The 26099-nt window shown below is 63.4% G+C and carries 19 protein-coding genes; 2 read left to right on the plus strand and 17 right to left on the minus strand.

The window, feature by feature from the left end; all coding sequences use genetic code 11:
- Positions 1 to 8 precede the first annotated feature (8 nt).
- From B5483_RS12990 to B5483_RS13055, 14 genes are all read right to left on the minus strand, one after another.
- The gene (locus B5483_RS12990) at positions 9 to 3431 is read right to left on the minus strand and encodes a CheR family methyltransferase (protein ID WP_079730641.1); all 3423 of its coding nucleotides are present in this window, start codon (positions 3429 to 3431) and stop codon (positions 9 to 11) included.
- Positions 3432 to 3448: 17 nt separating this feature from the next.
- Entirely contained in the window at positions 3449 to 4009 is a 561-nt protein-coding gene (locus B5483_RS12995) for a PAS domain S-box protein (RefSeq protein ID WP_342743673.1), read from the minus strand.
- A gap of 221 nt (positions 4010 to 4230) precedes the next feature.
- Positions 4231 to 5661 (minus strand): L,D-transpeptidase family protein, encoded by a 1431-nt coding sequence (locus tag B5483_RS13000; protein WP_245829149.1) that lies wholly within the window; start codon positions 5659 to 5661, stop codon positions 4231 to 4233.
- Between the two features lie 82 nt (positions 5662 to 5743).
- A complete protein-coding gene (locus tag B5483_RS13005; RefSeq protein WP_176168036.1) occupies positions 5744 to 6433 on the minus strand; it encodes a murein L,D-transpeptidase catalytic domain family protein in 690 nt (229 codons plus the stop codon).
- Between the two features lie 194 nt (positions 6434 to 6627).
- On the minus strand, positions 6628 to 8445 hold the full coding sequence (locus tag B5483_RS13010) for a response regulator (RefSeq protein WP_079730643.1): 1818 nt from the start codon (positions 8443 to 8445) through the stop codon (positions 6628 to 6630).
- Positions 8435 to 9307: a CheR family methyltransferase gene (locus tag B5483_RS13015; RefSeq protein WP_054946073.1), complete on the minus strand. Its 873-nt coding sequence runs from the start codon at positions 9305 to 9307 to the stop codon at positions 8435 to 8437. The genes B5483_RS13010 and B5483_RS13015 overlap by 11 nt, the downstream gene beginning before the upstream one ends.
- The gene (locus B5483_RS13020; protein ID WP_079730644.1) at positions 9292 to 12387 is read right to left on the minus strand and encodes a response regulator; all 3096 of its coding nucleotides are present in this window, start codon (positions 12385 to 12387) and stop codon (positions 9292 to 9294) included. Before B5483_RS13020 ends, B5483_RS13015 begins: the two co-directional genes overlap by 16 nt.
- A 214-nt stretch (positions 12388 to 12601) precedes the next feature.
- On the minus strand, positions 12602 to 14038 hold the full coding sequence (locus tag B5483_RS13025; protein WP_079730645.1) for an efflux transporter outer membrane subunit: 1437 nt from the start codon (positions 14036 to 14038) through the stop codon (positions 12602 to 12604).
- Positions 14039 to 14052: 14 nt separating this feature from the next.
- Positions 14053 to 17241, minus strand: coding sequence for an efflux RND transporter permease subunit (locus tag B5483_RS13030; RefSeq protein WP_079730646.1), 3189 nt, complete (start codon positions 17239 to 17241; stop codon positions 14053 to 14055).
- 62 nt (positions 17242 to 17303) lie between these two features.
- The gene (locus B5483_RS13035) at positions 17304 to 18581 is read right to left on the minus strand and encodes an efflux RND transporter periplasmic adaptor subunit (RefSeq protein ID WP_176168037.1); all 1278 of its coding nucleotides are present in this window, start codon (positions 18579 to 18581) and stop codon (positions 17304 to 17306) included.
- A complete protein-coding gene (locus tag B5483_RS13040) occupies positions 18578 to 18985 on the minus strand; it encodes a hypothetical protein (protein ID WP_079730647.1) in 408 nt (135 codons plus the stop codon). The genes B5483_RS13035 and B5483_RS13040 overlap by 4 nt, the downstream gene beginning before the upstream one ends.
- 422 nt (positions 18986 to 19407) lie before the next feature.
- Positions 19408 to 20019: a TetR/AcrR family transcriptional regulator gene (locus B5483_RS13045; RefSeq protein ID WP_054946078.1), complete on the minus strand. Its 612-nt coding sequence runs from the start codon at positions 20017 to 20019 to the stop codon at positions 19408 to 19410.
- A gap of 135 nt (positions 20020 to 20154) precedes the next feature.
- Positions 20155 to 20934, minus strand: a complete 780-nt coding sequence (locus tag B5483_RS13050; protein ID WP_054946079.1) for an SDR family NAD(P)-dependent oxidoreductase — start codon at positions 20932 to 20934, stop codon at positions 20155 to 20157.
- A 64-nt stretch (positions 20935 to 20998) separates the two neighbouring features.
- Positions 20999 to 21826 (minus strand): alpha/beta fold hydrolase, encoded by an 828-nt coding sequence (locus B5483_RS13055; RefSeq protein ID WP_079730728.1) that lies wholly within the window; start codon positions 21824 to 21826, stop codon positions 20999 to 21001.
- 141 nt (positions 21827 to 21967) lie between these two features.
- Between B5483_RS13055 and B5483_RS13060 the strand changes: the two genes are divergently transcribed.
- On the plus strand, positions 21968 to 22954 hold the full coding sequence (locus B5483_RS13060) for a GlxA family transcriptional regulator (RefSeq protein WP_054946080.1): 987 nt from the start codon (positions 21968 to 21970) through the stop codon (positions 22952 to 22954).
- Positions 22955 to 23312: 358 nt separating this feature from the next.
- Complete coding sequence (locus B5483_RS13065; protein ID WP_054946081.1) at positions 23313 to 23534, plus strand: hypothetical protein; 222 nt, start codon at positions 23313 to 23315, stop codon at positions 23532 to 23534.
- A gap of 313 nt (positions 23535 to 23847) precedes the next feature.
- On the opposite strand, the gene B5483_RS13070 is transcribed toward B5483_RS13065, so the two are convergent.
- The 3 genes from B5483_RS13070 to B5483_RS13080 form a co-directional block, all read right to left on the minus strand.
- Positions 23848 to 24093 carry a DUF2384 domain-containing protein gene (locus tag B5483_RS13070; protein WP_079730648.1) on the minus strand — a complete coding sequence of 82 codons (246 nt, stop codon included), beginning with the start codon at positions 24091 to 24093 and terminating at the stop codon, positions 23848 to 23850.
- Between the two features lie 388 nt (positions 24094 to 24481).
- A complete protein-coding gene (locus B5483_RS13075) occupies positions 24482 to 24892 on the minus strand; it encodes a RidA family protein (RefSeq protein ID WP_425435041.1) in 411 nt (136 codons plus the stop codon).
- Positions 24892 to 25974, minus strand: coding sequence for a DSD1 family PLP-dependent enzyme (locus B5483_RS13080; protein WP_176168050.1), 1083 nt, complete (start codon positions 25972 to 25974; stop codon positions 24892 to 24894). Before B5483_RS13080 ends, B5483_RS13075 begins: the two co-directional genes overlap by 1 nt.
- Positions 25975 to 26099: the final 125 nt, after the last annotated feature.

Consider the following 26099-nt stretch of genomic DNA (forward strand, 5'->3'; position numbering starts at 1 on the left):
GGAGCGCGTCATGACAGGATCACCCGGGGCGGAAGCTGCATGTGCAGACGATAACTTTCATCGTCGACCTCGCGTGACAATTCGGCCTTGAGCTGCCGCGCGGACGTGGTGACGAGCAGCGTTCCGAAGCCGTTGCCTTGCGCTACCTCAACGTCGCCTCGCCTGTGCTCCTGCCAGTGGAGACTCAGTCCGTCTTCCTTCGTTTCCCAGCTAATGGAGAGCGTACCGCCGTCGCCGCCGAGCGCGCCGTACTTCGCGGCGTTGGTCGTCCATTCGTGGAGGATCAGCGCCAGTGAGGACAGGCAGGAGCGCTCGATGGAGACATCCGGGCCATGCAACTCGATCCGCGCGTGGCCGTCATAGGGGGCGGTCGTCGTCTCGATCAAGGCGCGCAAGGGGATCGACTGCTGGTCGCCCGAAGGGGCCGCCAGCGAATGCGCGCGCCCCAGCGCGGCAATGCGCTCGCGCAGGTCCTCGCTGTAGCTGCGCACGTCGTTGTGTGAGCGGCCGGCAGCCGAGATCATGCCGCTGACCACGGCGAAGAGGTTCTTAACCCGGTGGTTCATCTCGCGCAGCATCAACGCCCGGGTTTCTGCCAGTGCGTACTCGGGGGTCATGTCGATGGCCGCACCGACCAGCCGTTTCGGTTCGGAACTCGATATCAGGCGGCCGAAGCTCTTGAGGTGGCGAACGCTGTCGTCCGGCAACATGACCCGGAACGAGGCTTCGAAATCGTCGTTCGCGGCTCTTGCCTTGCGCAGGTTCGCCTCGATCGTCGCGCGGTCTTCGGGATGGACGTTCGCGAAGGCATCGTCGATCCGCACCTCGCCGGTGGCGGGCAGGCCCAGCAGGCGGCGATTGGTGGCGTCCGCGATCAGTTCACCGCTATCGACGCTGTATTCCCACACTCCGATTCCGCCAGCCCTGACGGCAAGGTCAAGGCGTTCGCGCTCGGCGGCGAGATCGTGTTCCATCGACAGGGCATCGGTAATGTCGGTCAGCACCAGGGTCGCGCCGTCGATGGTGCCATGCTGTGTACGGTAAGGCAGCACCCGAAGCGAAAGCGTACGCTTGCCGTCGCGGGTGCGTACGCGGCGCTGGATCGGCTCGCCGTGGGTCGCGACGGCGTGGGCATCGTCGAGGTAATCGCCTTCGTCGAGCCGCGTGGCGACATCGGCGAGCGAACGCCCCCGGTCGGTCACCTGCAGCGGAAAGATCGTTGTTGCCGCCTCGGTGTAGCTGCGGATGCGAAGGTCGCGGTCGAGGATGATCACGGCCAGTTCGGTGGATTCGAAGAAATTGCGCAAGTCGGAGTTGGCGACGGTAAGCTGGTCGACCTTGCTCTTGAGCTCGTCGTTGACGGTCGAGAGCTCCTCGTTGGTCGACTGCAGTTCCTCGTTCATCGACATCATTTCTTCGTTGGAGCTTTTCAGTTCCTCGTTGGCAGTCTCCAGTTCCTCGACCGCGGTGCGCAGCTTGTGCCGGGTCAGCCGCAGCTCCTCCTCAAGTGCCTCCATGTGATCGTCGCCGCTTTCGATCTCGGACAGGTCGGTGGCCTCGAAGGGCTTGAACGGGCCGCGGTCGCGGAAGATCAGGAGCAAGGTGCCATCGCCCAGTGGTTCGCCGATGACCTCGATCGGCTGAACGCCGTAGTCGGAAGTGACTTCGACCTGACGCGCAACGACCCGCTTGCCGCTATCGCGGGCCTGGCGCACCAGCGGGCCCAGCACGTCACGCAGGCCCGGCTTGGCGAGCGAAATGGCGTTCGATCCGCCGGTCCGGGTCACCGGAAAGTCGAAGTAGCGGCTCAGCTTGCCGTAGGCGGACAGCACCGCGCCGTCCTGGTTGACCACCATGGCCGGCGGCGCGTAGCCCTCGGCCAGCCGCTGGATTGCCATGCCGCCTTCCGACGCCTTCATCTTGCCGATGCGCATGGCCGAGGCGGGAGTGCGGCTGGGCTGGTTGTGTTCGTTGGCTGGCAGGTCGATTGGGTAAGTGGGATTGCCCGGCGCCCGCTCAAAGATATGGGCATGATGATCCAGCGCCGGGAACAGGTTGTCGAAGCGGCCGATGCTCTCCGAGGGGCCGAGGAACAGGTAACCGCCCGGCTTGAGCGCGTAATGCAGGATCGGCATGACCGACTGCTGCAACCGGTCGTCGAAATAGATCAGCAGATTGCGGCAGGACACCAGGTCGATGCGCGAGAAGGGCGGGTCCTTGACGACGCTGTGGTTCGAGAAGCGGATCAGGTCGCGGATCTGCCCGGCGATGGAGAACCGTTCTCCGTGCGGTACCGTCCAGCGTTCGCGCATAGGCAGGGGGATATCGGCCAGCGCGGCTGCCGGATAGCTTCCCTCGCGCGCGACCTGCAGCATCTGTTCGTCAATGTCGGTCGCAAAGATCTGCACCGGGTTCGCCAGACCTTGCTCGCGGGCGGCTTCGGCAAAGAGCATGGCGATGCTGTAGGCTTCCTCGCCGCTTGAACAGCCCGGCACCCAGACGCGTATTTCCTCTTCGGCCTCCCGCTCCTGCAGCAGCTGCTCGATGACCTTGGCGCGCAGGGCCTCGAACATGTCGGGGTCGCGAAAGAAACGCGTGACGTTGATCAGGAGGTCGCGGAACAGGGCTTCGCATTCGCCGGGATCGGTGCGCACGCGCTGAACGTAGGCGCTGGCGCTGTCGATGCTGAGCACGTGCATACGGCGCTCCACGCGGCGCACCAGCGTGGATCGCTTGTAGCCGGAGAAATCGTGACCGATGACCTGGCGCAAGGTGGCGCACAGATCGTCGACATGGTCGGCGACGAGCTGGGCTGTCTCGTCGTGCGGTTCTCCGGAGCGTCGCTCGAAAAAGGCCCGCAGACAGTCGAGGATTTCGCCGGGGGCCTTGACGTAGTCGACCAGTCCGGTGCCGACGGCCGCAACCGGCATTCCGTCATACCGTGCGGTTTCCGGCTGCTGGACGACGCAGACGCCGCCGTGTTCCTTGATTGCGCGCAGCCCGGTCGAACCATCGACACCGGTCCCGGAAAGGATCACGCAGGCGGCATTGGCCTGCTGGTCGGCTGCCAGCGAAATGAAGAAGTCGTCGATCGGGCGGCGCAGGCCGCGCGGCTGTGCGAAGTCGGTCAGTTGCAGTCTGCCTTCGCGGATGGCCAGGCCCCGCCCGGGAGGGATGATGTAGACACGCTCGGGCTGGAGTTCCTCGCCGCCTTCGCACTGGAGGACGTCAAGCGGGCTCGCCCGATCGAGAAGCTGGGCCAGCACGCTTTCGTGATTGGGATCGAGATGCTGGACGACCACGAAGGCGAGGTTCGTCGGTGGCCGTGCGGCGGAGAGCATCTCGCGCAGGGCTTCCAGACCGCCAGCGGATGCCCCGATGCCGATGATGGGAACGGTGGCCCCGGTGTCTGCACAGCTTCCCGCTTCCATGCGTTCTTCCCCTCGGCTCACAGGAATGAGCTGTCGTCTAGACCGGCAAGCGCCAGCTTCGCCTGCGCGATCGTTGCCGCCGAGTTGGCTATCAAGGTCAGCGTCCCTTCGACGATGATCCCGCTTTCTGCCGCGACCGGGCTGAGCTTGGTCAGGGTCTGGCCAAGGTCGCGGTCATAGGTTTGCAGTCGCCCGGGCTGGGCGCGGCTGACATCGAATTGAGAGGCGAAGATGTAGCGTGGCTCACCATTCAGTTGTCGCAGTCGCGACATGTAGAGCAGGTTCACGAAGGGCGTGCCGTCCTTGGTGAAATTGAGGATCGGGGTGCGTACATTCGGGGCGTTCTCGTCATCGAGGAAGGCCCGCAGCTTGGCCCGTGCCTCGCTGTTTGCCGCGTCGTGCTGCAGCACGCGGCAATTGCGGCCGAACAGCTCCTGCTGGGAATAGCCTGTCAGCTCGACGAAGCGGCGGTTGACGAGGATGAGGGGATTGTCACGGTCCGGAGCAGCCAGCGCGAGTGCAACAGGGGAATCCTGGAAGAAGGCGCGAAGCCTCTCGGGAACCGTGTCGTCGTGCACGCTGGCATCTCCATCTTCCATCGCTCCACACGACGTATCAAAAGTATCCAAATCGATCCCGGTTCCCCGCGATCTGCAGTCAGGCAGGTCTTGCCGCAATTCACGGCGAGCGTCACGGGCGATCTGCCCGTTTTTCTTGTGCCGATGACGTTGTTTTCAGGAAGAATTTACTGGGCGTGGACGCCGATTGCGATTCGGGAAAGGGAATCGCGAAGGCGATATCACGGGCCGATGTCGCCGGTGGCGTTGCGCAGCAGATGGCTCTTGGCGGAACCGAACCCCAGCGCAACGGCCACGCGGTCATCCCAGCCATAGGGATCGGCGCGGACCACCGGGTCTCCCTTCGCATCGAACAGGACGGTCTGGTAGAGCAGCCTCACCGGGATTTCGCGCGGCAGCGACACGAACGCCTCATCTCCCTTGGCGCGGGCCTTGCGCCATTGGTCGAGCACGCCTTCGTCGCGGGCCAGCAATTCGGCGAATCCCAGTGCGTCCTGCACACGCACGCAGCCATGGCTGCGCTGCCGCTGCACTTGCTGGAACAGGGACTTGGCCGGGGTGTCGTGGAGATAGATCGCGTGATCGTTCTTCATGTCGAACTTGACCAGGCCCAGGGAGTTCTCCGGACCCGATTGCTGTACGATCCAGCCGTCCTGCCAGGCCATGTTGTGGGTTTGCAGGTAATTGCTGCCCTTGTCTGCGAACTCTTTTTCCTGGATCGAGCGCGGGACCGTCCAGGTCGGGTTAGCCACCAGACGGTAGATCGGAGAGCCGAGCTGTGGCGTCTCCTCGCCCGGTTCGCCGACGACAGCCTTGCGGGTGTCGACGGCCTTGCCATCGCGCCAGTACGTAAGCCTGCCCGCAGCCGTATTCACGTCGATGCGGGTGGCCGGCGGATTGCGCTCGAGCCAGCGAAGTCGCTCCATGGCAACGGCGAGCGCGCGCGCCCTGTCGGCATCCGAGAGGTTGAGGATCTCAAGCGCGTCCTTGCCGATGATGCCGTCGGGCTTGATGCCATAGTCGGCCTGCATGCGCTTGACGGCCCGAACCATGTCCGGGGTGTAGCGATTGCCTGCACTGGCCGGGTTGTCCAGGTAATCCGATGCGGCGAGCTGACGGGCGATCGCCGGAATGCGCGGATCGCTGTCACCGGGCTCCAGGGGATCGTCCTTCAGCGGGATCCGGGGGGAAGGGGACGCCTTCTTCGCCTCAAGCTCCATGTAGGCTTTCGACAGGCGTCGATAGGCTTCGCTTTGCGGAGCCAGACCTTCGAGCCAGTTATCCAGATGTCCGTCGGAGAGAGCCCGGGTCAGTCCCTGCAGGAGATCGGGGCGGGGGCGCGGGATTGTGTAGATCTCGAAGAGTTCTTCCGGCGAGGTGGCGCCCAGGGCAAGTGCGCGGGCATATCGCAGGGCTTCTTGCGTAAGCGCTTCGCCGGCTTGCGACGCGCCATCTGCTGCAAAGGTGACATGGTCGAGCCCGTGGACGGCGCGTCGCTCGAGCGCTTCGCGCAGTTGCCGCTCGCTCGACGAACTCCAGCTCAACTGGCCGGAGCCGGCGTTCTGCCCGCCGGCGTCTCCGGAAGTTGCCCCGCAGCCGGCAAGCGCCATGGCCAGCGCCATGATCGAAGCGGCAATTGCACTTTTTCGCACACAGATCTCCTTGAAAGACCTGTATGTTAACGATTGTGCCGCGCCGATGTTGCACGCCTGCCAAAGTAACGGCGCGAAGAGTTCAGGTGCGTCCAGCGTAGATCATGCGGCCCTTGCCCAGAAACGAGAATAGATCGTCGAGGTGTTTCTCGCCTACCGCGAAACACCCCTGACTGCGTCCCAGCATCCCGTGTGTGCGGATCATGTCCTCGTTCGCATACCACGCGCTGTGCACCACGATCGCGCGATCCAGAGCGTTGTCGTTCGTGGGATCGAGGCCGATCAGACGTTGCGAGCGGCCATGCTTGCCCACGTAGTAATCGTCGGTCAGGAAGGCGCCCTGGCTGGACGCGTTCGATCCGAAAACGTTGGAAAACCGCTCCACGAAGCCGGTATGGTCGGGGTCCGATCCGGAACCGTGTGCGACCAGTATCTGCGTTGCCTTGCCGTTTTCGATGTCGAGGAAGTGCATCCTTTCCTTCGACGAGGAAACCGAAAAGTCGACGAGGGCGATCCGGCCATGATCCCTGATCCGTTTCGAATGCGTTTCGAGCGCAGCGAGCGCCTTTTCCAGCAGTCTGGGGTTCACGTCGAACTTTGGCCCGGCAGTCGATCGCTTCGCTACCGCGGGCAGGCGGCGCGGCCTGGCGGAAGCAACAGGTATCGCGGGAACCGGATCGGGCGACGGACGTTTGATCAATGCACCGGCAGCAAGAGTTGCTCCTGCGAACAGCAGGTTGCGTCTGTTGAATTCGGACGACCACTTAACCATGCACCCTATTATGGGGTCATTGTGCGTGCGATTTAAGGTCTAATCTGGCCCAAATCGCAGCTTTCTTCGTGCAATAGTGATCTTAAACAGGCCGTGTGTTCACTAGTGAAACGTGCCTTTCACCCAGCCTGTCGTCATCCGATTCGCGCGACTACCCATATTCGGCGACGTTCTGCCAATTGCCTGCTTCGCCTCTACGATACGGTTGTGGGCGAAGCGAATGCATTGATCGTGGAGACGATCTGGTCCGCGCGGAATGGTTTGGAAAGCAGGGGGGCATTCTCGTGACCGGCTGGCAGGTTTTCGCGCCCGTATCCGCTGACGAATGCAAAGGGGATGCCGCGCGATCGCAGGGTGGCGGCGACGCTTTCCACCGCTTCCCCGCGCAGATTGCCGTCGAGGATCGCGCCGTCCGCTTCTGTGGTTTCGATCAGGCTGAGCGCTGACGCGACCGTCGATGCCGAGCCTGCGACGATGCCGCCTGCATCCTCGATAATGGTCATGAGTTCCATGGAAACGAGCGGTTCGTCCTCGATAACCAGGACGCGCATGTCTGCAAGCGTGTCGAGCGGTGTATCGGCTTCAGGCGTGCGCATGGCGCCTCCTTGCGTTTCGGATGGCTTGCGTGCGGCAATGGCCGAGGCGGGGCAGGGCAGGACGAGTTCCCACTTCATGCCCGCCGGATCGGCGTGCATCGTCGCGCCGCCGCCATCTGCTGCCAGGCTGCGTTCGATCATCGTCTTGCCGAAACCCGTTCGCGTCGGCGCCTCCACGCGCGGGCCGCCGCTTTCCACCCAGTCGAGTTTCAGCCGATCCCCGGCGATCTGCCAGGTCAGCGAAACGGTGCCCCCGGCCCCCGAAAGCGCGCCGTATTTGTGGGCATTGGTGACAAGTTCGTGCAGGACCAGCGCAAGGTGCAGGGCGGGTTCAGGGCCCAGGTCGACGTCCGGTCCCTGCGCTTCGACCCGCGCCGGGTCGAAAGTCCCGATCGCAACCTGCCCGGCAATGAGCTGGCGAAGATCTGCGCCCTGCCATGTTGCGCTGCTGAGCAGCGAATGTGCCTTTGCCAGGGCGTCGATACGCCCAAGGAAAGTGGCGGAGAAATCCCCCGGTCCGGAGGAAAAACGCAAGGTCTGGCGAGAAATCGCCTGAACCGTAGCGAGCGTGTTCTTCACCCGGTGATTGAGTTCGCCATTGAGCAGGCGCTGCGCCTCCTCGGCCCGGACGCGGTCGGTGATATCGAGGATCTGCAGGTTCACGGAGATCAGGTGTCCGGCAGGATCGTAAATGGCCGAGCAATGGCATTCGCAGGTCAAGGTAGAGCCGGTCGTGGTAAGAAACCGCAGCGTGTGTGTTTCGCGGTTTGCCGTGCCGCCGATCATATCGCCGACAAGTGCGCTGAATGTCTCGGCATCTTCGGCGCTGAGCCAGTCGATCCGGCTGGCGTTGTATCCTTTCACTTCGGCCGCGCGCCAACCGAACAGGCGTTCAGCTCCGTTCGACCAGGCAATGACTTGCTGCGTGCTGTCCAGTTCGACGATTGCGAGCGGTGAATTGTCGCTGTGCGCGGTCAGTCGCGCCAGCGCCGTGGCCAGATCGTCGCGCTGGCGGGCCAGTTCTCGCCGCTGGGCGTAGAGCTCGGTGAACACCTTGACCTTGCTGCGCAGGATGTGGGTGTCGACCGGTTTGAGAAGGTAATCGACCGCACCAGCTTCATAACCGCGAAAGCGGCGGCGTTCATCGGTAGCGACTGCGGTAAGGAAGAGGATCGGGATCGAACGGGTGCGTTCGAGGCCGCGCATCAATTCGGCCAGTTCGAAGCCGTCCATGCCCGGCATCTGCACATCGAGGAGAGCCAGCGCGACATCGTGGCAAAGCAGCAGTTCCAGTGCTTCCTCGCCCGATCGGGCCTGAAGGATCTCTACCTCGCCATCGGCCAGAAGGGCATCGAGCGCGACGAGATTTTCGACGATATCGTCAACGGCGAGGATACGGATGGGGTCAGGATTCATGGGTGATCTCTCGCAGCGGCAGGGTGTTGCGACGGTAGATCTTCATGTGATCGTCGAAATCGCCGAAACCCTGGGAATAGCGTGAAAGGCGCAGGGTCTCCTTGGTCCCCAGCCCAAGGAATCCGCCTCGAACGAGTGAGTCTGCGAACAGGCCCAGTGCCCTGTCCTGAAGCGGCCGGTCGAAGTAGATGAGCACGTTGCGACTGGAAACGAGGTGCACTTCGGAAAAGACCTCGTCACTGGCAAGGTTATGTTCGGCAAAAACGGCGCGCCGACGCAATGACTTGTCGAAGATCGCGCTGCCATAAGCTGCGGTGTAATAATCCGACAGGGACGTACGCGCGCCGGATTGCTGGTGGTTCTCGGTGAACTGTGCGATCCGGTCGAGGTCGTAGACGCCGGCCTGCGCGCGCTTGAGGGCGGCGGGGCTGATGTCGGTGCAATAGAAGATGGCCCGGTCCTCAAGCCCTTCCTCGCGAAGGAGAATGGCCAGCGAGTAGAATTCCTCGCCGTTGGCGCATCCCGCTATCCAGATCTTGAGCGAGGGGAAGGTCTTGAGATGTGGGATCACGTTTTCCCGCAGGGCGCGGAAATAGGCGGGATCGCGGAACATCTCGCTCACCTGGATGGTGAGGAAGCCCATCAGTTCTGCGAAGGCAGCAGGCTCGCGCAGGATGCGGTGCTGCAGCTCGGAAAGGCTGGCGCAGCCGAACCTCTGCATCGCCCGCACCAGGCGGCGGTGCAGCGAACTGCGCGAATAACCGCGGAAGTCGTAATGGTAATGTCGCCAGATCGCCTCGAGCAGCAGATCCAGTTCGACTTCTTCGTGCGGTTCGAAGGTTTCGATCAACGCGGCATCCATACGCGCACCAGGCTCAGGAGTTTGTCGACGTCGAGGGGCTTGGAAAGATAATCGCTGGCGCCCGCCTCGATGCATTCCTGCTGATCGCGCGCCATGGCCTTGGCGGTCAGGGCGATGATCGGCAGGGTGCGGCCCCATTCGCGCTCGCGGATCTTGCGGGTGGCGGTAAGGCCATCCATTTCCGGCATCATCACGTCCATGAGCACCAGTTCAACGGGCGTGCTGCCGGTTATCGCCTCGTCCAGTGCATTGAGCGCCTCGATCCCGTTGCGCGCGATGCGCACGTTGACGCCGTGCGGCTCCAGGACGCTCGACAGGGCATAGATGTTGCGGATGTCGTCTTCGACGACAAGCACGTTGCGCCCCTGCAGCGCTTCGTCGCGGTTCAGCGACTTTGCAATCAGCTGTTGCTGCGGCTCGGGAAGGTCGGAGACGACCTTGTGCAGGAACAGGGTGACTTCATCGAGCAGGCGCTCCGGCGACTTTGCGCCCTTGACGATGATCGACTTGGAATAGCGGCGAAGCTTGAGCTCTTCCGCGGCCGAAAGGTCGCACCCGGTATAGACGATCACCGGCGGGAACGGGACGCTCTCGTCCGCGCTCAGGCGTTCGAGCAGTTCCATTCCCGATGCGTCGGGCAGGTTGAGGTCGAGCACCATGCAATCGAAACTCTCGCGCCCGAGCATCTCGAAACACTGTGCGGCCGAGAAGGCCTCGACGGTTTCGACATCGCGGGAACCCAGCAGGAGGCTGACGCTCTCGGCCTGCTTGGCATCGTCTTCAACAACGAGGACGCGGCGCATGCGCTGTACCATGCGCTGTTCAAGGCTCTCGAGCATCTGCACGAGCTGCTCGCGCTGAACCGGCTTGAACAGATAGCCCATAGCGCCGCTCGCCAGGGCCGTCTGGCTTTCGTCGTCGACCGAGACGACGTGGACCGGGATGTGGCGGGTGCGCACGTCCCGCTTGATGCGGTCGAGTACCGACAGTCCGGTATGATCGGGCAGGTTCATGTCGAGGATGACGGCGTTGGGCACGTATTGTCGGGCGAGTAACGCGCCTTCGTCGGCGGTGTCCGCGATCAGTGTGGAAAAGCCCTGCTCGCGCACCAGATCGCGCAAGATCCGGGCGAATACCGGATCGTCCTCGACGATCAGGATCACCCGGTCGTCAGCGGTGAGGCGCTCGCGATCGTCTTCGGGCGCGTCGGGAGAGCGGACGGGAGCCGCGGGCGCCGGCACGGGCTTGCTTCTTGCTGCAGAAGGCGCCGGTGCGGGACGTGGCGCGACCTGCCCGGCCGGAGAAGAGAACTTTGCAGGCAGGACAAGCGAGAAGGCACTGCCTTCACCCGGTGCGCTTTCGACTGCGACTTCACCGCCCAGCAGGTGCGCCAGTTCGCGCGAGATCGAAAGGCCAAGGCCGGTCCCGCCGTACTTGCGGCTGACCGACCCGTCGGCCTGCCGGAATGCTTCGAAGATCGCGCCTTGTTGATCGGACGGAATGCCGACACCCGTGTCGCGCACGGTGAAGGCGATCCTGTCATCCGTCTGGCGGGCAACCGACAGGGCGATCCGGCCGCGATCGGTGAACTTGATCGCATTGGAAAGGAAGTTCTTGAGCACCTGCTCGACGCGCTGCGGATCGGTTTCGAGGGCAAGATCCGGCTCGTCGATTTCAATGGCGAATTCCAGGCCCTTGTCGGTAGCCGCCGGTTCGAACAGCCGCCGCAGCTTTTCTGCGATGCCGGATACACCGGTGACATGGGGATCGAGCTCGACCTTGCCGGCTTCGATCTTCGAGATGTCGAGAACGTCGTTGATCAGGATGAGCAGGTCGTTGCCCGAGGTTTCGATGGTCTGGGCGTGCCTGACCTGTTCCTCGGTCAGATTGCCGGAACGGTTCTCTGCCAGCAGTCGCGCCATGATCAAAAGTGAATTGAGCGGGGTGCGCAGTTCGTGGCTCATGTTGGCCAGGAATTCGGACTTGTAGCGGCTCGCCTGTTCAAGGTCTCCGGCCTGCGTCTTGAGCGATTTCTGCGCCCGCGTCAGGTCGTCGCGCTGGACTTCGAGCTGCCGCGCCTGTTCCTCGAGTTGGGCATTGGTCTGCTCGAGTTCGCTTTGCTGCGCTTCCAGCTCCTTGGCGGAGTCCTGCAACTGGCGGCTTTGCGTCTCGAGTTCTTCGTTGCTTGCGCGCAGTTCCTCGCTCTGGGCCTGCAGCTCCTCGGCCTGCTGCTGCGTTTCGGCGAGCAGTTCCTGCAGCCTTTCGCGGTATTTGCCCGAGCGGATGGCGACGCCGAGTTGGCCTTCTACCCGTTCCAGCAGTTCCTGCGCATGCGCGACCCTGCTTGCCGGAAGGCCAAGCTCGATCACCGCGTTGACCACGCCGTCTGCATAGGCGTTGGCGATCAGCAGTGTCGCCGGTTTCGCCTGTCCCAGGCTCGAACCGAAATAGAGATAACCGTCGGGCACCTGATCCAGCACGAACGAGCGCCGCTCTCTCACCGCCTGCCCGAGCAGGCCGTCGCTGACGTCGAAGCGCAGGGGGATCGGTGCCTCGGCCGGCACGCCATATGTCGCATAACGGCGATATCCCTGGCCGTTGCGAATGTAGATCGCACCGGCGCGAGCGCCGAGATAAGCGGCAAGATAGCGCAGCGCGGCATCGCCCAGTTCATCCAGTTTCTTCTCGCCGCTAATCTCGCGGGCAAGCCCCACCTGCCCGGACTGCAGCCAGCGTTCATGCAAGACCGTCCGCCGGTTGCGAATGAAGAGATAGCCCACTCCGGCAAGCAGCCAGGTTACAGCGGTGCCGACACTGCGGTTGGTGATGGCAAGGGAGGGGTCGATGCCTGCCGGGGCAAACAGGAAGCCGAGCACCGCCAGCGCCGTTGCAGTCGCGGCTATGACTGGTGGCACAATGGGCGATGGCGCTACATAGGCCAGCACCACGGGCAGCAGATAGACCACCCACACGGCCGTGCCGAGGGGGAAGGTCAGGTCCGCAAGGAAGGGCAGGAGCAGGGAGAGGGCGAGCCCGAAATAGACAAGGGAGGGATGCCCGGATTTGACCTTATCCTTCATCCCTCAAGCCACTCGTGGAGCGAGTGAGAAGAACTTCCGGCCACCGCGCACGAATTGCGCCTGCTGCCGGTACCTGACGATTGCATCGAGAAATCCCCTGTGTCGACTGCGCGCTAACGCACGAAATCGACACGGGTTCCCGTAATTTGCGATCAGACATTTGATCCGCGCCTATGGAAATGCCTTCTGAGCCGCAATCCCCATTCCGGCGCGGTCATGGCGCTGCCGATGTAATTGCGTGCGGTCTGTCCTGCCAGGTGCCGCCAAGGGCGCGGAAGAGATCGACTTGGGCGCGGGCCACACCCTGTGTCGCCTGTGCGTAGGCGGCTTCGGACTGGGCGAGGGTGCGCTGTGCGTCGAGGACGTCGAGCGCGTCGATCTGACCGCGGCTCTGGCGGGCGATGCTTACTTGCGCGGCGCGGTCCGCGGCTTCTCGTGCCGATGCCAGCTGTTGTTTGTGCAGCAGGGCATTGCGGTAGGCCGAGAGTGCCGTCTCGGTTTCTTCAAGGGCATGCAGGACAGTGCCGTCGAAGGCGGCAAGGTCTGCCTTGGTATCGGCCTTCGCTTCGCCGATCCGGGCGCGGATCGCTTCCTGGTTGGGGAAGGCCCACGAGATCAGCGGTCCCAGCAGCCATCGCAATGGTCCACCTGCAAAGATGTCGGTCGCGCCCACCGCAGTGGTTCCGACCGATCCGCCCAGCGTGATGCGTGGATAGAGGTCGGCGGTGGCGACGCCGATGCGGGCTGTATCGGCGGCGAGACGGCGCTCTGCGGCCCTGACGTCGGGACGTTGGGCAAGCAGCGCCCGGCCATCGCCTACCGGGATAGGCTGGGTTACGTCAGGTGTCGTGCGGCGTTCGCGTGCGGCCGCGGGGAGGTCCTGCGGGGTCTTGCCGGTGAGGGTTGCCAGGCGGAAGAGGGCCGCATCGCGCTGGGCCTGGAACGCCGGGATCGCCGCGGCCTGTTCATCGCGTAGCTGCGTGACGCGGATGACATCGAGCTTCTGGTTGAGACCGCGTTCGAAACGCGCGCCGGTGATGCGCACCGAGCGGTCGAGCAGGTCGACCGTGCGCTGCGCGACGGCAAGCTGCTCGGCATAACTGGCGGCATCGACATAGGCGCGGACGGTGTCGGCCACGACCGTGACCCGCACGGCATCGGCATCTTCCTGCGCGGCACCGAGGCCTGCGCGCGATGCCTCGATCCCGCGCGAAACCCGGCCGAACAGGTCCACCTCGTATGATACCGAGAGCCCGGCGTCGACTGTTCTTCCTTCCCGATCCGCACCGGGCAGGGTGCGCGCTTGCGATGCCCGGCCGTAAGTCCCCGAGCCCTCGATGGAGGTCTGGGGCAGGATCTGCGAACGCGTGCCGCGCAGGCTGGCCCGCGCTCGCTCGATCCGGGCGACCGCCACCCTGATATCGGTATTGGCTGCCAGGGCATCGGAGACGAGTGCGTCGAGCACCGGATCGTCATAGAGCCGCCACCAGTCGGCCTGCGCCGGGCTCGTCGCCACTTCGGGTGACGCCGCGCCGATGAAGTCGGCTTCGGCACGCGCAGGAGGCGCAGGCGCTACATAGTCGGGCCCGGCAGCGCAGGCCGCGAGGCTGGTCGCGGCAAGCAATGCGGCAAGGAGATGGCGTGCATTCATCGGGGTAACTCCTTTCACTCCGCCGGGGCGGGCAGGGGATAGTTCTCCTGCGAACCGGCTGAAGGTTTGCGGCGCAGCCGCTCGCCAAGTGCGCGGCACACGACATAGAAGGTCGGGGTGAACAGCAGGCCGAAGCCGGTGACGCCGACCATGCCGAAGAACACGGCGGTGCCCAGTGCCTGTCGCAGTTCCGCCCCTGCGCCCTGCGCGATCACCAGCGGCACGGCGCCCAGGATGAAGGCGAAGCTGGTCATCAGGATCGGACGCAGGCGGGTGCGCGCGGCAAAGACGGCGGCCTCGACCGGCGACATGCCCTGTTCGTCCTCGGCCTGCCTGGCGAATTCAACCACGAGGATTGCGTTCTTGGCTGCCAGCGCGATCAGGACCACGAGGCCGATCTGGGTCAGGATGTTGTTATCCATGCCCCTGATGTCGACACCCAGCATGGCCGCAAACAGGCACATCGGCACGATCAGGATGATCGCCAGCGGCAGGGTCAGGCTCTCATACTGCGCTGCAAGGACAAGGAAGACGAACAGTACGGCCATACCGAAGACGACACCGGCTGTATTGCCGGCGCTGGTCTGCTGGAAGGCGATGCCGGTCCATTCGTGGCCGTAACCTGCCGGCAGCGTATCGTCGGCGATGCGCTCCATCGTCGTCAGCGCCTGTCCGGTCGAAAAGCCTGGTGCGACGCTTCCGTCGACTTCGACCGCGCGCTGCAGGTTGTAGCGCACGACACGGTAGGGGCCGGTCTTGTCCTCGAAGGTCGCGACCGAACCGATCGGCACCATCGCGCCCGAGTTCGAGCGGGTCTTGAGGTTGGCAATGTCTGCCGTCGTCCCGCGATAGGGTGAATCCGCCTGTGCAGTGACGCGATAGGTACGGCCCAGCAGGTTGAAGTCGTTGACGAAGGCGGAGCCGAGATAGACCTGCAGCGCTTCGAACACGCGTTCGGGAGGGACGCCCAGCATGTCCGCCTTGCGCCGGTCGACATCGGCATAGACGCGCGGGGTGTTGAGGTTGAACAGGGTATAGACCTGCTTCAGTTCGGGCGTCTGGTTCGCCTGCGCGATCATCGCGCCTGCGGCTTTTGCCAGCTCGGCATAGCCGCGCCCGTCCTTGTCCTCCACGATCATCCGATAGCCGCCGGGAGGGACGATGCCGTTGATGGTTGGCGGGGGCAGCAGCAGGACCTGTGCCTTGTCGAAGCCCTTCAGCGCGGCTTGCGCCTGTTCCATGATCCCGGCGTAGGTGACGCCCAGCTTCTTGCGCTCCTCGAAGCTCTTGAACGGGAAGTAGATGGCGGCGGCATCGGGGGCAGCCGTGCGCGAGGGGCCGTGGAAGCCGGCAAACATCACCGCGCCGCGCAGGCCCTTGACCGGAAGGATGCGCCTGGCGACTTCCTGGGTTGCTGCATCGGTTCGCGACAGCGAGGAACCGGGCGGCAGGAAGATCGCCGCCATGAAATAGCCTTGGTCCTGTTGCGGCACGAAGCCGGTCGGGGTTGCCCAGAACAGGCCGACAGTCGCGGCAATGAGCGCGCCGTAGGTTGCCATCATGCGCACCGGCTTTCTGACGAGGCGCAAGGTAAGCCCCGCATAGGCTGTGCTCATCCGTTCGAACCCGCGATTGAAGCGGTCGGCTGCGGAATGCAGTGCGCGCTTCCAGCGCGGTGCATCGTCGGGCAGGGCATGGCGTTCGCGCAGCAGGATCGCCGCCAGTGCCGGCGACAGTGTGAGCGAGATCAGCAGCGAGATCGCCGTTGCGGTCGAGATCGTGACGGCAAACTGCTTGTAGAACGCCCCCGATATGCCGGAGATGAACAGGGTGGGCACGAAGACCGCGCAGAGCACCAGGACGATGGCGACAAGCGCGCCGGAAACTTCGTCCATCGAGCGGCGGGCGGCGTCGATCGGGCGCATCCCTTCCTCGATGTAACGTTCGACGTTCTCGACCACGACGATGGCGTCATCGACGACAATGCCGATCGCGAGTACCATGCCGAAGAGCGAGAGATTGTTGAGCGAATAGCCGACCGCCGCGAGCATGATGGCGGTGCCGATCAGCGACACCGGGATGGCCACGATGGGGATGACCGCCGCGCGCCAGTTCTGCAGGAAGACAAGGATGACGAGGACGACCAGCACCACTGCCTCGAGCAGGGTGTGATAGACCGCGTCGATCGACTGGCCGATGAATTCGGTGGGATTGTAGATCACCGAATATTCCAGGCCCTGCGGGAACGACTTGGAGAGCTCGTCCATCTGCGCGCGAACCGCCTGCGCGGAATCGAGCGCGTTCGAACCCGGGCGTTGCATTACGGCCATGACTACGGTCGGATTGCCCGAAAGATAAGTGTTGGTCGTGTAGTCCTGTGCGCCGAGTTCGACCCGGGCGACGTCGCCCACGCGCACCTGCCGGCCGTCCGCATCGGTGCGCACGATGACATCGCCGAACTGCTCGGGCGTCTTCAGGCGGCCCTGCAGTTCCACGCCGATCTGGTAGGCGTTGCCGGTGTCGAACGGCGGTTGGCCGAGCGCGCCGGAGGAAACCTGCACGTTCTGCGCGCGCAGGGCCGAGACGATTTCGCCCGCGGTTAGGTCCAGCGCGGCTGCCTTGCCCGGATCGATCCATATCCGCATGCCGTAGTCGCGCGCGCCGAACAGGCGCACATCGCCCACGCCGTCGATGCGGGCCAGCTTGTCCTTTACCTGGGTCAGGGCATAGTTCGAAAGGTAGTCGCGATCGAACGTGCCGTCGGGCGACTGCAGGTTCACCACCATCAGGAAGTCGGGCGAGGACTTGCGGGTGACGACACCGAGTTGCTGCACTTCCTGTGGCAAGCGCGGGGTCGCCACGGCAACGCGGTTCTGCACGAGAACCTGCGCGGCATCGAGATCGGTGCCGATCTTGAAGGTAACGGTGATCGTCACCTTGCCGTCGCCGGTCGACTGAGAATCCATGTAGAGCATGTCGTCGACGCCGTTGATCTCCTGTTCGATCGGCGCGGCGACAGTGTCGGCTACGGTTTCGGCGGAGGCGCCGGGATATTGCGCGCTCACCGTAACGGTGGGCGGGACGATGTCGGGGTACTGGGTGACGGGAAGGCCGATGAACGCAAGCGCCCCCACCACGGTGATGATCACCGCGATGACGCCTGCGAAGATCGGCCGGTCGATGAAGAACCGGGAAAATCGCATGATAATGTGCCCCTGCTAGGGGGACGCGTGCCTGGGGCGATCGCGTCCCCGTTACGGGTGGATCAGTTGTTGAGGGTCGCCTGCGAGGCCATCGGCACCGATGCGCCCGGGGCGGTGATCGTATGCGTATTGGCCGCGATCATGCCCCTGCGGGTCTCGACCTTGGTGCCGGTGACGGCGGCCTGATAGTTCGAGATCACGACGCGGTCGTCCTTGGAAAGGCCCGAACGGATCACCCGCAGGCCGTCGACCAGCGGGCCGAGTTCGACCGGCTTGGCAGCGACCGTCCCGTCGTTGTTGACGGTCAGCACCACCTTGCGTGCCTGATCGGTCTGCACCGCATCGTCAGGCACCAGCAGGGCTCGGGTCTTTCCGCTTTCAGCGAGGCGCATGTTGCCGAACATGCCCGGGGTAAGGAAGCCGTTGGGATTGTCGAGTACGGCGCGGACCCGGATCGTGCCCGAGCGTGGGTCGAGACCGTTGTCGGTGAAGTCGAGTTTGCCGTTCCACTTGTATTCGGCTTCGTCCTGCAGGCGCACCTGCACGCGTGCGGGGGCATGGCTCGCTTCCTGCTCGCGCCGGGCCTTGAGGAACAGCGCTTCGGAAGCATCGAAAGTGAAATAGATCGGGTCGACGGCATTGATCGTGGTCAGCAGCGTTGCGTTGGCGTTGTTGTCGCCGGAGACGAGGTTGCCGATATCGACGCGCCGGTCCGAGATGCGGCCGGAGATCGGCGCGCGCACTGTGGTGAACTCCACCTCGAGCGCGCGCTGCCGTTCGCGGGCCAGGGCGGCGGCCAGTGCCGCCTGCGCCGAACGCATGCGGGTGCGAAGCTGGTCTACTTCGCTGGCGGCCATGGCCTCGTCTCCTGTCAGCCCGGCCACGCGATCGTAGTCGGAGCGGGCCAGTGCCAAAGCGCTGCGTGCCGCGGCGACGTTTGCCTGAGCCTCGGCAAGGGCGGCACGGTATGGCCGCTGGTCGACGGTGAAAAGCGGCTGGCCCTTGCGGACGAATTCGCCGTCCTTGAAGTAGATCCGGGTAATCGCCCCGGATACGCGCGGACGCACTTCGACCGATTGGCTGGGCGCGAAGCGGCCGACGTAGTCGTCCCACTGCGTTACGTCGCGCACCAGCGGATTGGCAGCCTGGACCTGGGGGACAGGCATCGCCACCGCCTCGGCCTTGCTGTCGTGAAGCAGGTTCCATCCGATTCCGGCTCCAGCCAGTGCAACGATACCGGCAAACGCGGCGAAACGCTTCCGCTGCCGGGTGCGTGCGTGACGCTCGCCCGAGGCAAGGAAGGACTGTTCGGGAATGTCGATCTTCGCAGGGAAATTCACGCAGCCAGCCTCCGGAACGGGGCGCGCTTGCGCCCGATGGTATCGATGACGGCGCCGACCTGCGCCTCGCTGTAGCCGGCGGCCTGAGCGTCCCGCACGGCAGAAACCGGGAGTGTGAAGCCCTTGTGCCAGGCCTGCACGGCCAGCCTGCGCAGGGCCTCGAGCCGTTCGTTGGCAAGGACCGGCGAGATCGGTTGCGGGCCGAGTATCAGCCGTGCGAGCCAGGACCGCTTGCGCTGCGGACGCAGTGTTTCGAGGCTGTCGCTGCGAGCCAGTTCGACGATGCGGTGCTCGAGGTCGGACAGTGCGGATACCGAGAGGTAACGCCGGGCTTCCTGTACGGACCTGTCGGCAGGCGCCGACAGTGCCTCCGGCGCCGCATCGGTGAAATCGATGAAGGCCATGGTTGTACTCCCTGAAACGACCGGCGCGCGCCCCGAGGGGCGGGGGGAAAGAAGGCGCGCGCCGGCCCGTTCCCGGCGCAAAGGGGCCGGGAAATCTAGATGCATTCAGCCTTCCGCACAGACGGGCATGCGCGCCCTTCATGGCAGCTGGCTTGGGTTTAAAGTGTCGGAGGCCACCCGCGGGGGGAGCGGAGGGCACCGGAATTCAGCCGGGGGGAACCGGTTTGGCAATTGCAGTCATCAGACTTCCTTGCGGTGAGTCGGGGGACTGCGTTCTGTACTGCATGGTATATATTGCGATGCGCAATTCCGTCAAGCGCATTCTATACTGACCGGTAAACTATTCCTTTGGGGCCTGCAAGCTTGTGGTGAAGCAGGAATTTCTGTGATTTTAGCTTCGGCTTACCGGTCGAATGGACGTGTCAGCGACCGGGCCACATGGTCAGGAAAGTATCGACGACTGCATCGAGATCCTTGCGCTCAGCGCCGACCTGAGCCTTGACCGAGAGGCCCTGAAGGACCGTCAGCAGGCACTGGGCCAGCGCTTTTGCATCGACGTTTTCGGGAAGGTCGCCTTCGGCCTTGGCCCTTTCGAAGCGCTCGACGACGGCTGCTTCGGAGGAGGCGCGGCGTGCCACGACTTCCTTACGGATCGATTCTGCCTCTGTGGTGCAGGCCACCGAACTGATGACGCCCATGCAGCCTTGCGGGTCGCTGTCGCCGCAGTGAGTCTTCACCGCACCGCGCAGGATGCGATTCGCCACTTCGCGTGCCGTTGGCGCATCCAGCGACGTCTTGATATAGCAGAGCTTGTCGCGCTCGTAGAGATCGAGGGCCTTCTTGAAGAGGGCTTCCTTGTTGCCGAAACAGGCATAGAGGCTGGGCTTGGTAATGCCCATGGCCTCGGTAAGCTCGGCCATGGAGGCGCCTTCGTAGCCGTGCTTCCAAAACACGCGCAGGGCGCTTGCCAGCGCTTCCTCGGGATCGAATTCCCGCGGACGGCCGCGTGTCTTGGTTGAAGCTGAGCATTCCATACCGAGTGGTACATAGTGATTGCCCTCCGTCTCGTCCAGTCATGCCTTGCATGGGCCGGTTGAGACGGAGGGCCGTTCGCGTCCTGCGCTAGTTCATTGTGCTCAGACTATCTGCGCCCTTGGCGTCAGCACGCTTCAAGCAAGGTAGCGTGCGGCAGGCTGGCGCCGGGACAGGTTGGGGTGGAGCGCAGTGCGTGCAGAGAGATAGTCGTCAAGGTCGCCGGAGTTGGGCAGCGCGGGAATTGTGATCGTTTCTCCCATGCGCAGTCCGGCCATGGCTGCATCGACCATGTCTTCGACATCCATGACCATTTCCGGGTCGAGACCGGCGAGTTGCTCCTCGGTCCAGATCGGGGTTCGGGTGATACCGGGCAAAACCGCTTGAACTTTCACGCCATGAGGACCGAGTTCGGCCGCCAGGGCTTCGGTGAAGGCCAGCACGTAAGCCTTGGTTGCCGGATAGGTCGCCGTGAAACTGGCAGGCATCAGTGCCGTCACCGAAGTGATGTTGACGATCGTGCCGTTGCCTGCCGCCGCCAGGCGTGGCGCCACTGCCGCACTGAGCCGCGTGACGGCAAGGACGTTGAGGTCGATCATCGTTGTCAGGTGGTCGATGTCAGCCTCGAGGAATCGGGTTTCGCCCGCGATCCCGGCATTGTTGACGAGACCGGTAATTCGCGAGTCTTCACGCAGGCGCCTTTCGATGCCGGCGAGTTCTTCAGCATTCGAAAGGTCGGCTGCGAGGACCTCGACTTCTACGCCGGTCTCGCGTTGCAGTCGCTCGGCCAACTGGGCGAGGCGGTCAGCGCGACGGGCGACGAGAACGAGATCGTGGCCATTGCGGGCAAGACGATCGGCATAGACGGCGCCGATACCGTCCGATGCGCCGGTAACGAGATATGTCTGCTTGGTCATGTCGAATACCTTTCTGATGGCGGGTAACGTGGGGGAAGGGGGGCGGCATCCGCCGCCCCGGCAGTCACTCTCGGATGAAATCGAGCAGGTCGGCGTTGAACCGGTCCTGATGGGTTTGGGTCAGGCCGTGATCGGCACCTTTGTAGATCATGAGGACAGCGTCCTTGACGATCTTCACCGTTTCAAGTGCGGAGGCGCCGATCGGGACGATCTGGTCGTCATCGCCGTGCAGGACGAGCGTGGGTCGATCGAGCTTTGCGAGATCCTCATGGAAGTCGCTCTCCGAAAATGCCCGGATCGAGTCGAGCTGGCCCTTCAGGCCGCCCATCATGCCCTGGCGCCAGAATTCCAACTTGAGCCCTTCGCTTACCGAAGCACCGTCGCGGTTGAAGCCGTAGAAGGGCGTTGTCACGTCGAGAAAGAACTGGCTGCGGTTGTCGAAGGTACCCTTGCGGATCGCGTCGAAGGCTTCGATCGGCTGGCCGCCGGGATTGGCTTCGGTCTTCAGCATCAGGGGAGGCACCGCGCCGATCAGCGCAACCTTTGCCACCCTCTTCGTGCCGTGACGCCCGACATAGCGGGTCACCTCGCCGCCGCCGGTGGAATGACCGACCAGGATCGCATCGTGCAAGTCCAGCGTCTCGATCAGTTCGGCAAGGTCGTCCGCATACTGGTCCATGGTGTTGTTGTCCCAGACCTGGTCCGAACGGCCGTGGCTGCGACGGTCATGGGCAATCGTGCGGAAGCCCTGCCCGGCAAAAAAAGCCATCTGCGGGTCCCAGACATCGGCCGAAAGCGGCCAGCCGTGCGAGAAAACGATGGGCTGTGCATCCTTGCTGCCCCAGTCCTTGAAGAAAATCTTCGTGCCGTCCTTGGTCTTCATGGTAGCCATAACATGTTTCCTTTCTTGCGGTGAGGGGCGTGTCCTGCCCTGTGCTTCGAAAGATAGGTCGATCTGCCCGGCCGCAGGATCGGCAGAACCGACATAAGGCGTGCCGAAACCGACAATCTGCACTTTCAACGGAGTTGCGAGATGACCGATGCGAATGAGAGTGTCGAAGTAGGCCTGATGCTCTACCGCGATTGCCAGATGGCGATGGTACACGGGATGACCGATCTACTCGCGGTGGCGTCGACGATTTCGGCTGATCGCGGCGGTCCTGTCCTTCGGGTGAGCCATTGGGCCAGGGGCGAGGACGGCACCTTCCGGCGCAGCTTCGACAACCGGCCGGGCAAGGACGGGACGCCCGCTATCCTCGTCGTGCCGGGGCGGTTGTCCGGAATACCCGATGCAGAGGAAGCGGCCCCCTATGCTCGCTGGTTGCTCGACCGGCACGGACACGGAGCCACCTTGGCCTCGACTTGCGGCGGTGCTTTCCTGCTGGCCGCGACCGGATTGCTATCGGGGCGGCCTGCGACAACGCACTGGTTCTTTGCCGAGCAATTGCGCGATCGTTTTCCGGATATTCTGGTCACCGAGGACAAGATCGTCGTCGAAGACGGTGACATCATCACCGCTGGCGGCCTGATGGCATGGACCGACCTGGGGCTGAGACTGATTGATCGCCTGCTCGGCCCGACCGTCATGATGGAGACCGGCAAGTTCTGGCTGATCGATCCATCAGGCCGTGAACAGCGCTACTACAGCAATTTTGCGCCGCGCCTGACTCACGGCGACGAGGCTATCCTGAAAGTCCAGCACTGGCTTCAGGGCAAGTCGGGACGGCCAGTTGCAGCTTCCGTCATGGCGGATATGGCAAATCTGGAAGAAAGGACGTTCCAGCGTCGCTTCAAGGCCGCAACGGGTATGCGTCCGATCGAGTATGTGCAGCACCTCAGGGTGGGCAAGGCGCGCGAAATGCTTGAGTTCACCAAACGCTCTATCGACCAGATTGCCTGGTCGGTGGGGTATGAGGATGCCGCCGCTTTCCGTCGCGTCTTCAATCGTATCGTCGGCCTGACCCCGGGTGAATATCGCCAGCGTTTTTCCAGCTCCGCCAGCCTGACCGCGGCTGCCTAGGCTGGGGCGAAGGGCTATCGAGCCCGATCCGGAATGGCGGCTTGGGCAATCGCGGAGGGTAGCCGGTTGCAGGAAATGCAACATGCCTGTTGCTTTTCGCACTTGCGTAATAATGCTGCGGCGCACAAAAAGGACGGGCCTTTCAGGCATCCTCTCCCAAACTTTTCAACCCGGTCGATCTGGCCGGGTTTTTCTTTGCCCTAACGACTCTGCCTGTCATCAATCAGACGCAAGATCGTCAGATGCAGGCCTGTCGCCAGACGCCGGCCTTGTGAATGCTGCGGGTGCGAGCATAAGAACAATGTACTTGTATCGATGATCACCGGCGCGATACCATGGCCAAAAAGGGAGACGAGCCATGAATAACGTGAGATCCCCGTTTGCAGCGAAGGTATTGCTGGCCACGGGCGCATTGCTTGCCATCGCCGCATGTTCGAAGGAACCGACCGAGTACAAGGCGGACGTCAAGGACGAGAGCGGTGGGCAGTTGATCGTTCAGGATGCGGATGCAACAGGCGTTCCGGTCGATCTGCCCGACACGCCGATGACCCCGGTGCCGCCCAGCGAAGCGGCCCAATAGCGACCGCCAGGCTCAGCATATCACAAGCCAGGCATATCAAGGGCTGGCGCGTTTCGATCTTGCTTCGTGCCCGCAGGGGAGACTGGCGATCTGATCGCAGTCGGACGACAGCGTCGGTCCGCAGGTCCTGAAATTGTGGCTGTGCGGTGCAGGTTGTGGCTCCTGCTCGGCAGGGCGTGCATGTGGTCATGCAAAAAGGACCTCCGTCCAACTTGGGGACGGAGGCCTTGAAGTCGAGGTCGGCATCACGAAAACCGCGGTGCTTCCCTTCGGGTCGCCAGATTGCAGGCTGGCCTGCCTGGGGTGGCGAGCGCTATTCCCGTTCGGGAGCAGCGTCTCGGGAACTGGTTTCGGAAAGAGCGCCTTCGACAAGCGCACGACCAGCGTCACTCGCGACGACAAGGTCGATGGGGCGCGCACCGAGCATGGTATTGTTCGCGTTCATGAACTCGATCGCAGCCTCGCGCCCTAACACCGTGATGGCGAACTGGGTTACTTCGCCTTGCCGACGCGCTGCGGCTTGCGAGAGGCGCGATGTCGTCTTGCGGTTCGACCTCAAGTGCGGGTCTTCGCTAACAGACTGGTTTGGATTGATTTTGTGCTCACGTCGGACTCCTCGTCACAAGCGGGAGCCCAAGATGTCTCTCAGTCGCAGGCGCTTAAGGAAATCAACTGCGATGACGGGACTCCTAGCATGCTTCGCCAGGGTTGTATCGCACAAAAGAAAAGTGCTGCGCCTTGCCTGGCAATCCTGACGGTTTCTTCTGACCGCTCAAGCGCCAATGAAGCTCGGGCAAGGCATCGTCTGCGCAGCCCGGCCCTGCCCATGACAGATGCCCCGGTCCAAGCTGCCTCTCGGTCATCGAACGTGACTGGGCACGGGTGCTGAACGAGTGCGAGAGGTGCTTGGAGCGGGCTATTCAAACCATCGTTATAAGGGCAGAAAATCAGTCACCGATTGCTGCAACTGCGTCGATTTCGACGAGATAGCCATAGTGGAGTTCCGGGACTGGCACCACAGAACGGGCGGGGCGGGCATCGCCCAGGAGTTCAGCGTAGATCGAATTGAAACGAGGCCAGTTTTCAACGCCCACCAGATAGACCGTTACCTTGACCAGATTCTCGATCGAACTGCCCGCCGCTTGGACAACGGCGAGCATGTTGCGGATCGCAAGCCGTGCCTGCTTGTCGAAATCCGCGTCCGGGCGATGCGTACCATTGGGCTCGATCGGCAATTGGCCAGATACATAGACCTGCCCAGCGTGGATCACCCCTTGTGAATAGTGTCCCCCGGCGGCGGGAGCATTGGCCGTCGATATCGGCTTGGGAACTGCGCTGCTTGCGTCGACTGTCTGCATTACCATCCTCCGAAGCGGGGCCAGACGGCCTCGATCCTGTCGTCATTGCCCCTTACGACATGGTAGCTGTCATGTTGTGCACCGGTTGCACAGGCGTGGTTGGGAAGAATTCGCACGCGCGTGCCGATCGGCAGGTCGGGCAAGGGTGAAGCCGAACCGGGACGCACCTTGAGAATTCCGTGTTCCTGGTTTGCGTCGGCAAGGATCAGATCGCCCAAAGGTTGGCCGTCGATGTCGCAGACCAGGCCATAGCCCTGATCAACCGCTTGCTTGGCGGTTCCACGGTCACGCGACATGGCCATCCAGCCCGCATCGACGAGGATCCAGCCCTTCTCGGGCTGGTGACCGATCACTGTCGCAAGCACCGAGACGGCAATGTCGTCAATCTTGCAGACCCCGATGCCGGCCATGACGAGATCGAAGAAAACGAACACACCGGCGCGTACTTCCGTCACGCCGTCGAGGTTCTGTGCGAAGTGGGCCGTCGGTGTGGAGCCGACGCTGACGACGGGGCATGCGAAGCCGGCTTCGCGCAAGATCGTGGCGGCCTGAACGGCGGCGGCACGCTCACCTTCAGCGCAGGCGCGAAGCGCGTCGTCGCCGCGGGCGTCATAGCTGGCGCCGGCATGCGTCAATACGCCGCGCAGGGTGGCACCGTCTTCCAGTGCTCGCGCAATTGCGATGAGGTGGGCTGCATCACCGGGCAGGACGCCAGACCGGTGCCCGTCACAGTCAATCTCGATCAGTGCAGGGATTGCGTCACCGGCCAGCCGCGACGCCTCGGCAACTGCGCGCGCCTGTTCGACCGTGTCCAGCGTTACCGCGAGATCGACGCCTTTTGCGCGAAGGGCAAGGACCCGCTCGATCTTGTCGGGAGAAATGCCCACCGCATAAGTGAGGTCGGTAACCCCGGCTGCGGCAAAACGCTCCGCTTCCTTCAAGGTCGAAACCGTCGCCGGACCGGCTGCGGTGGTCATGACACGCCTTGCGGCGTCGACCGACTTGGTCGTTTTCAGATGGGGGCGCAATGCGACGCCCAGAGTGTCCAGGCGTGAGCGAAGGCGTGCAACGTTGCGATCCATTCGGTCAAGATCGAGGATGAGGCAGGGTGTGCCGACATCCTTCAGGGTGTGGCCGGAGCTGTCGGCTCCGACTTGGGGTGATGCTTCCAGCAAGATGGGCTCCGCTTTGCGTCCAGATGTGGTTT

Origin of the sequence: Novosphingobium mathurense (genome assembly GCF_900168325.1) — a bacterium.
Lineage (GTDB): Bacteria > Pseudomonadota > Alphaproteobacteria > Sphingomonadales > Sphingomonadaceae > Novosphingobium > Novosphingobium mathurense.

What these genes read in the sequence shown, in the direction of transcription:
- B5483_RS12990 (WP_079730641.1), bottom strand. Translation starts at nt 3,431, where the DNA reads ATGGAAGCGGGAAGCTGTGCAGACACCGGGGCCACCGTTCCCATCATC.
- B5483_RS13060 (WP_054946080.1), top strand. Translation starts at nt 21,968, where the DNA reads ATGACCGATGCGAATGAGAGTGTCGAAGTAGGCCTGATGCTCTACCGC.
- B5483_RS13075 (WP_425435041.1), bottom strand. Translation starts at nt 24,892, where the DNA reads ATGCAGACAGTCGACGCAAGCAGCGCAGTTCCCAAGCCGATATCGACG.
- B5483_RS13025 (WP_079730645.1), bottom strand. Translation starts at nt 14,038, where the DNA reads ATGAATGCACGCCATCTCCTTGCCGCATTGCTTGCCGCGACCAGCCTC.
- B5483_RS13055 (WP_079730728.1), bottom strand. Translation starts at nt 21,826, where the DNA reads ATGGCTACCATGAAGACCAAGGACGGCACGAAGATTTTCTTCAAGGAC.
- B5483_RS13005 (WP_176168036.1), bottom strand. Translation starts at nt 6,433, where the DNA reads ATGGTTAAGTGGTCGTCCGAATTCAACAGACGCAACCTGCTGTTCGCA.
- B5483_RS13010 (WP_079730643.1), bottom strand. Translation starts at nt 8,445, where the DNA reads ATGAATCCTGACCCCATCCGTATCCTCGCCGTTGACGATATCGTCGAA.
- B5483_RS13065 (WP_054946081.1), top strand. Translation starts at nt 23,313, where the DNA reads ATGAATAACGTGAGATCCCCGTTTGCAGCGAAGGTATTGCTGGCCACG.
- B5483_RS13040 (WP_079730647.1), bottom strand. Translation starts at nt 18,985, where the DNA reads ATGGCCTTCATCGATTTCACCGATGCGGCGCCGGAGGCACTGTCGGCG.
- B5483_RS13020 (WP_079730644.1), bottom strand. Translation starts at nt 12,387, where the DNA reads ATGAAGGATAAGGTCAAATCCGGGCATCCCTCCCTTGTCTATTTCGGG.
- B5483_RS13015 (WP_054946073.1), bottom strand. Translation starts at nt 9,307, where the DNA reads ATGGATGCCGCGTTGATCGAAACCTTCGAACCGCACGAAGAAGTCGAA.
- B5483_RS13030 (WP_079730646.1), bottom strand. Translation starts at nt 17,241, where the DNA reads ATGCGATTTTCCCGGTTCTTCATCGACCGGCCGATCTTCGCAGGCGTC.
- B5483_RS13045 (WP_054946078.1), bottom strand. Translation starts at nt 20,019, where the DNA reads ATGGAATGCTCAGCTTCAACCAAGACACGCGGCCGTCCGCGGGAATTC.
- B5483_RS13080 (WP_176168050.1), bottom strand. Translation starts at nt 25,974, where the DNA reads ATGGATCGCAACGTTGCACGCCTTCGCTCACGCCTGGACACTCTGGGC.
- B5483_RS13050 (WP_054946079.1), bottom strand. Translation starts at nt 20,934, where the DNA reads ATGACCAAGCAGACATATCTCGTTACCGGCGCATCGGACGGTATCGGC.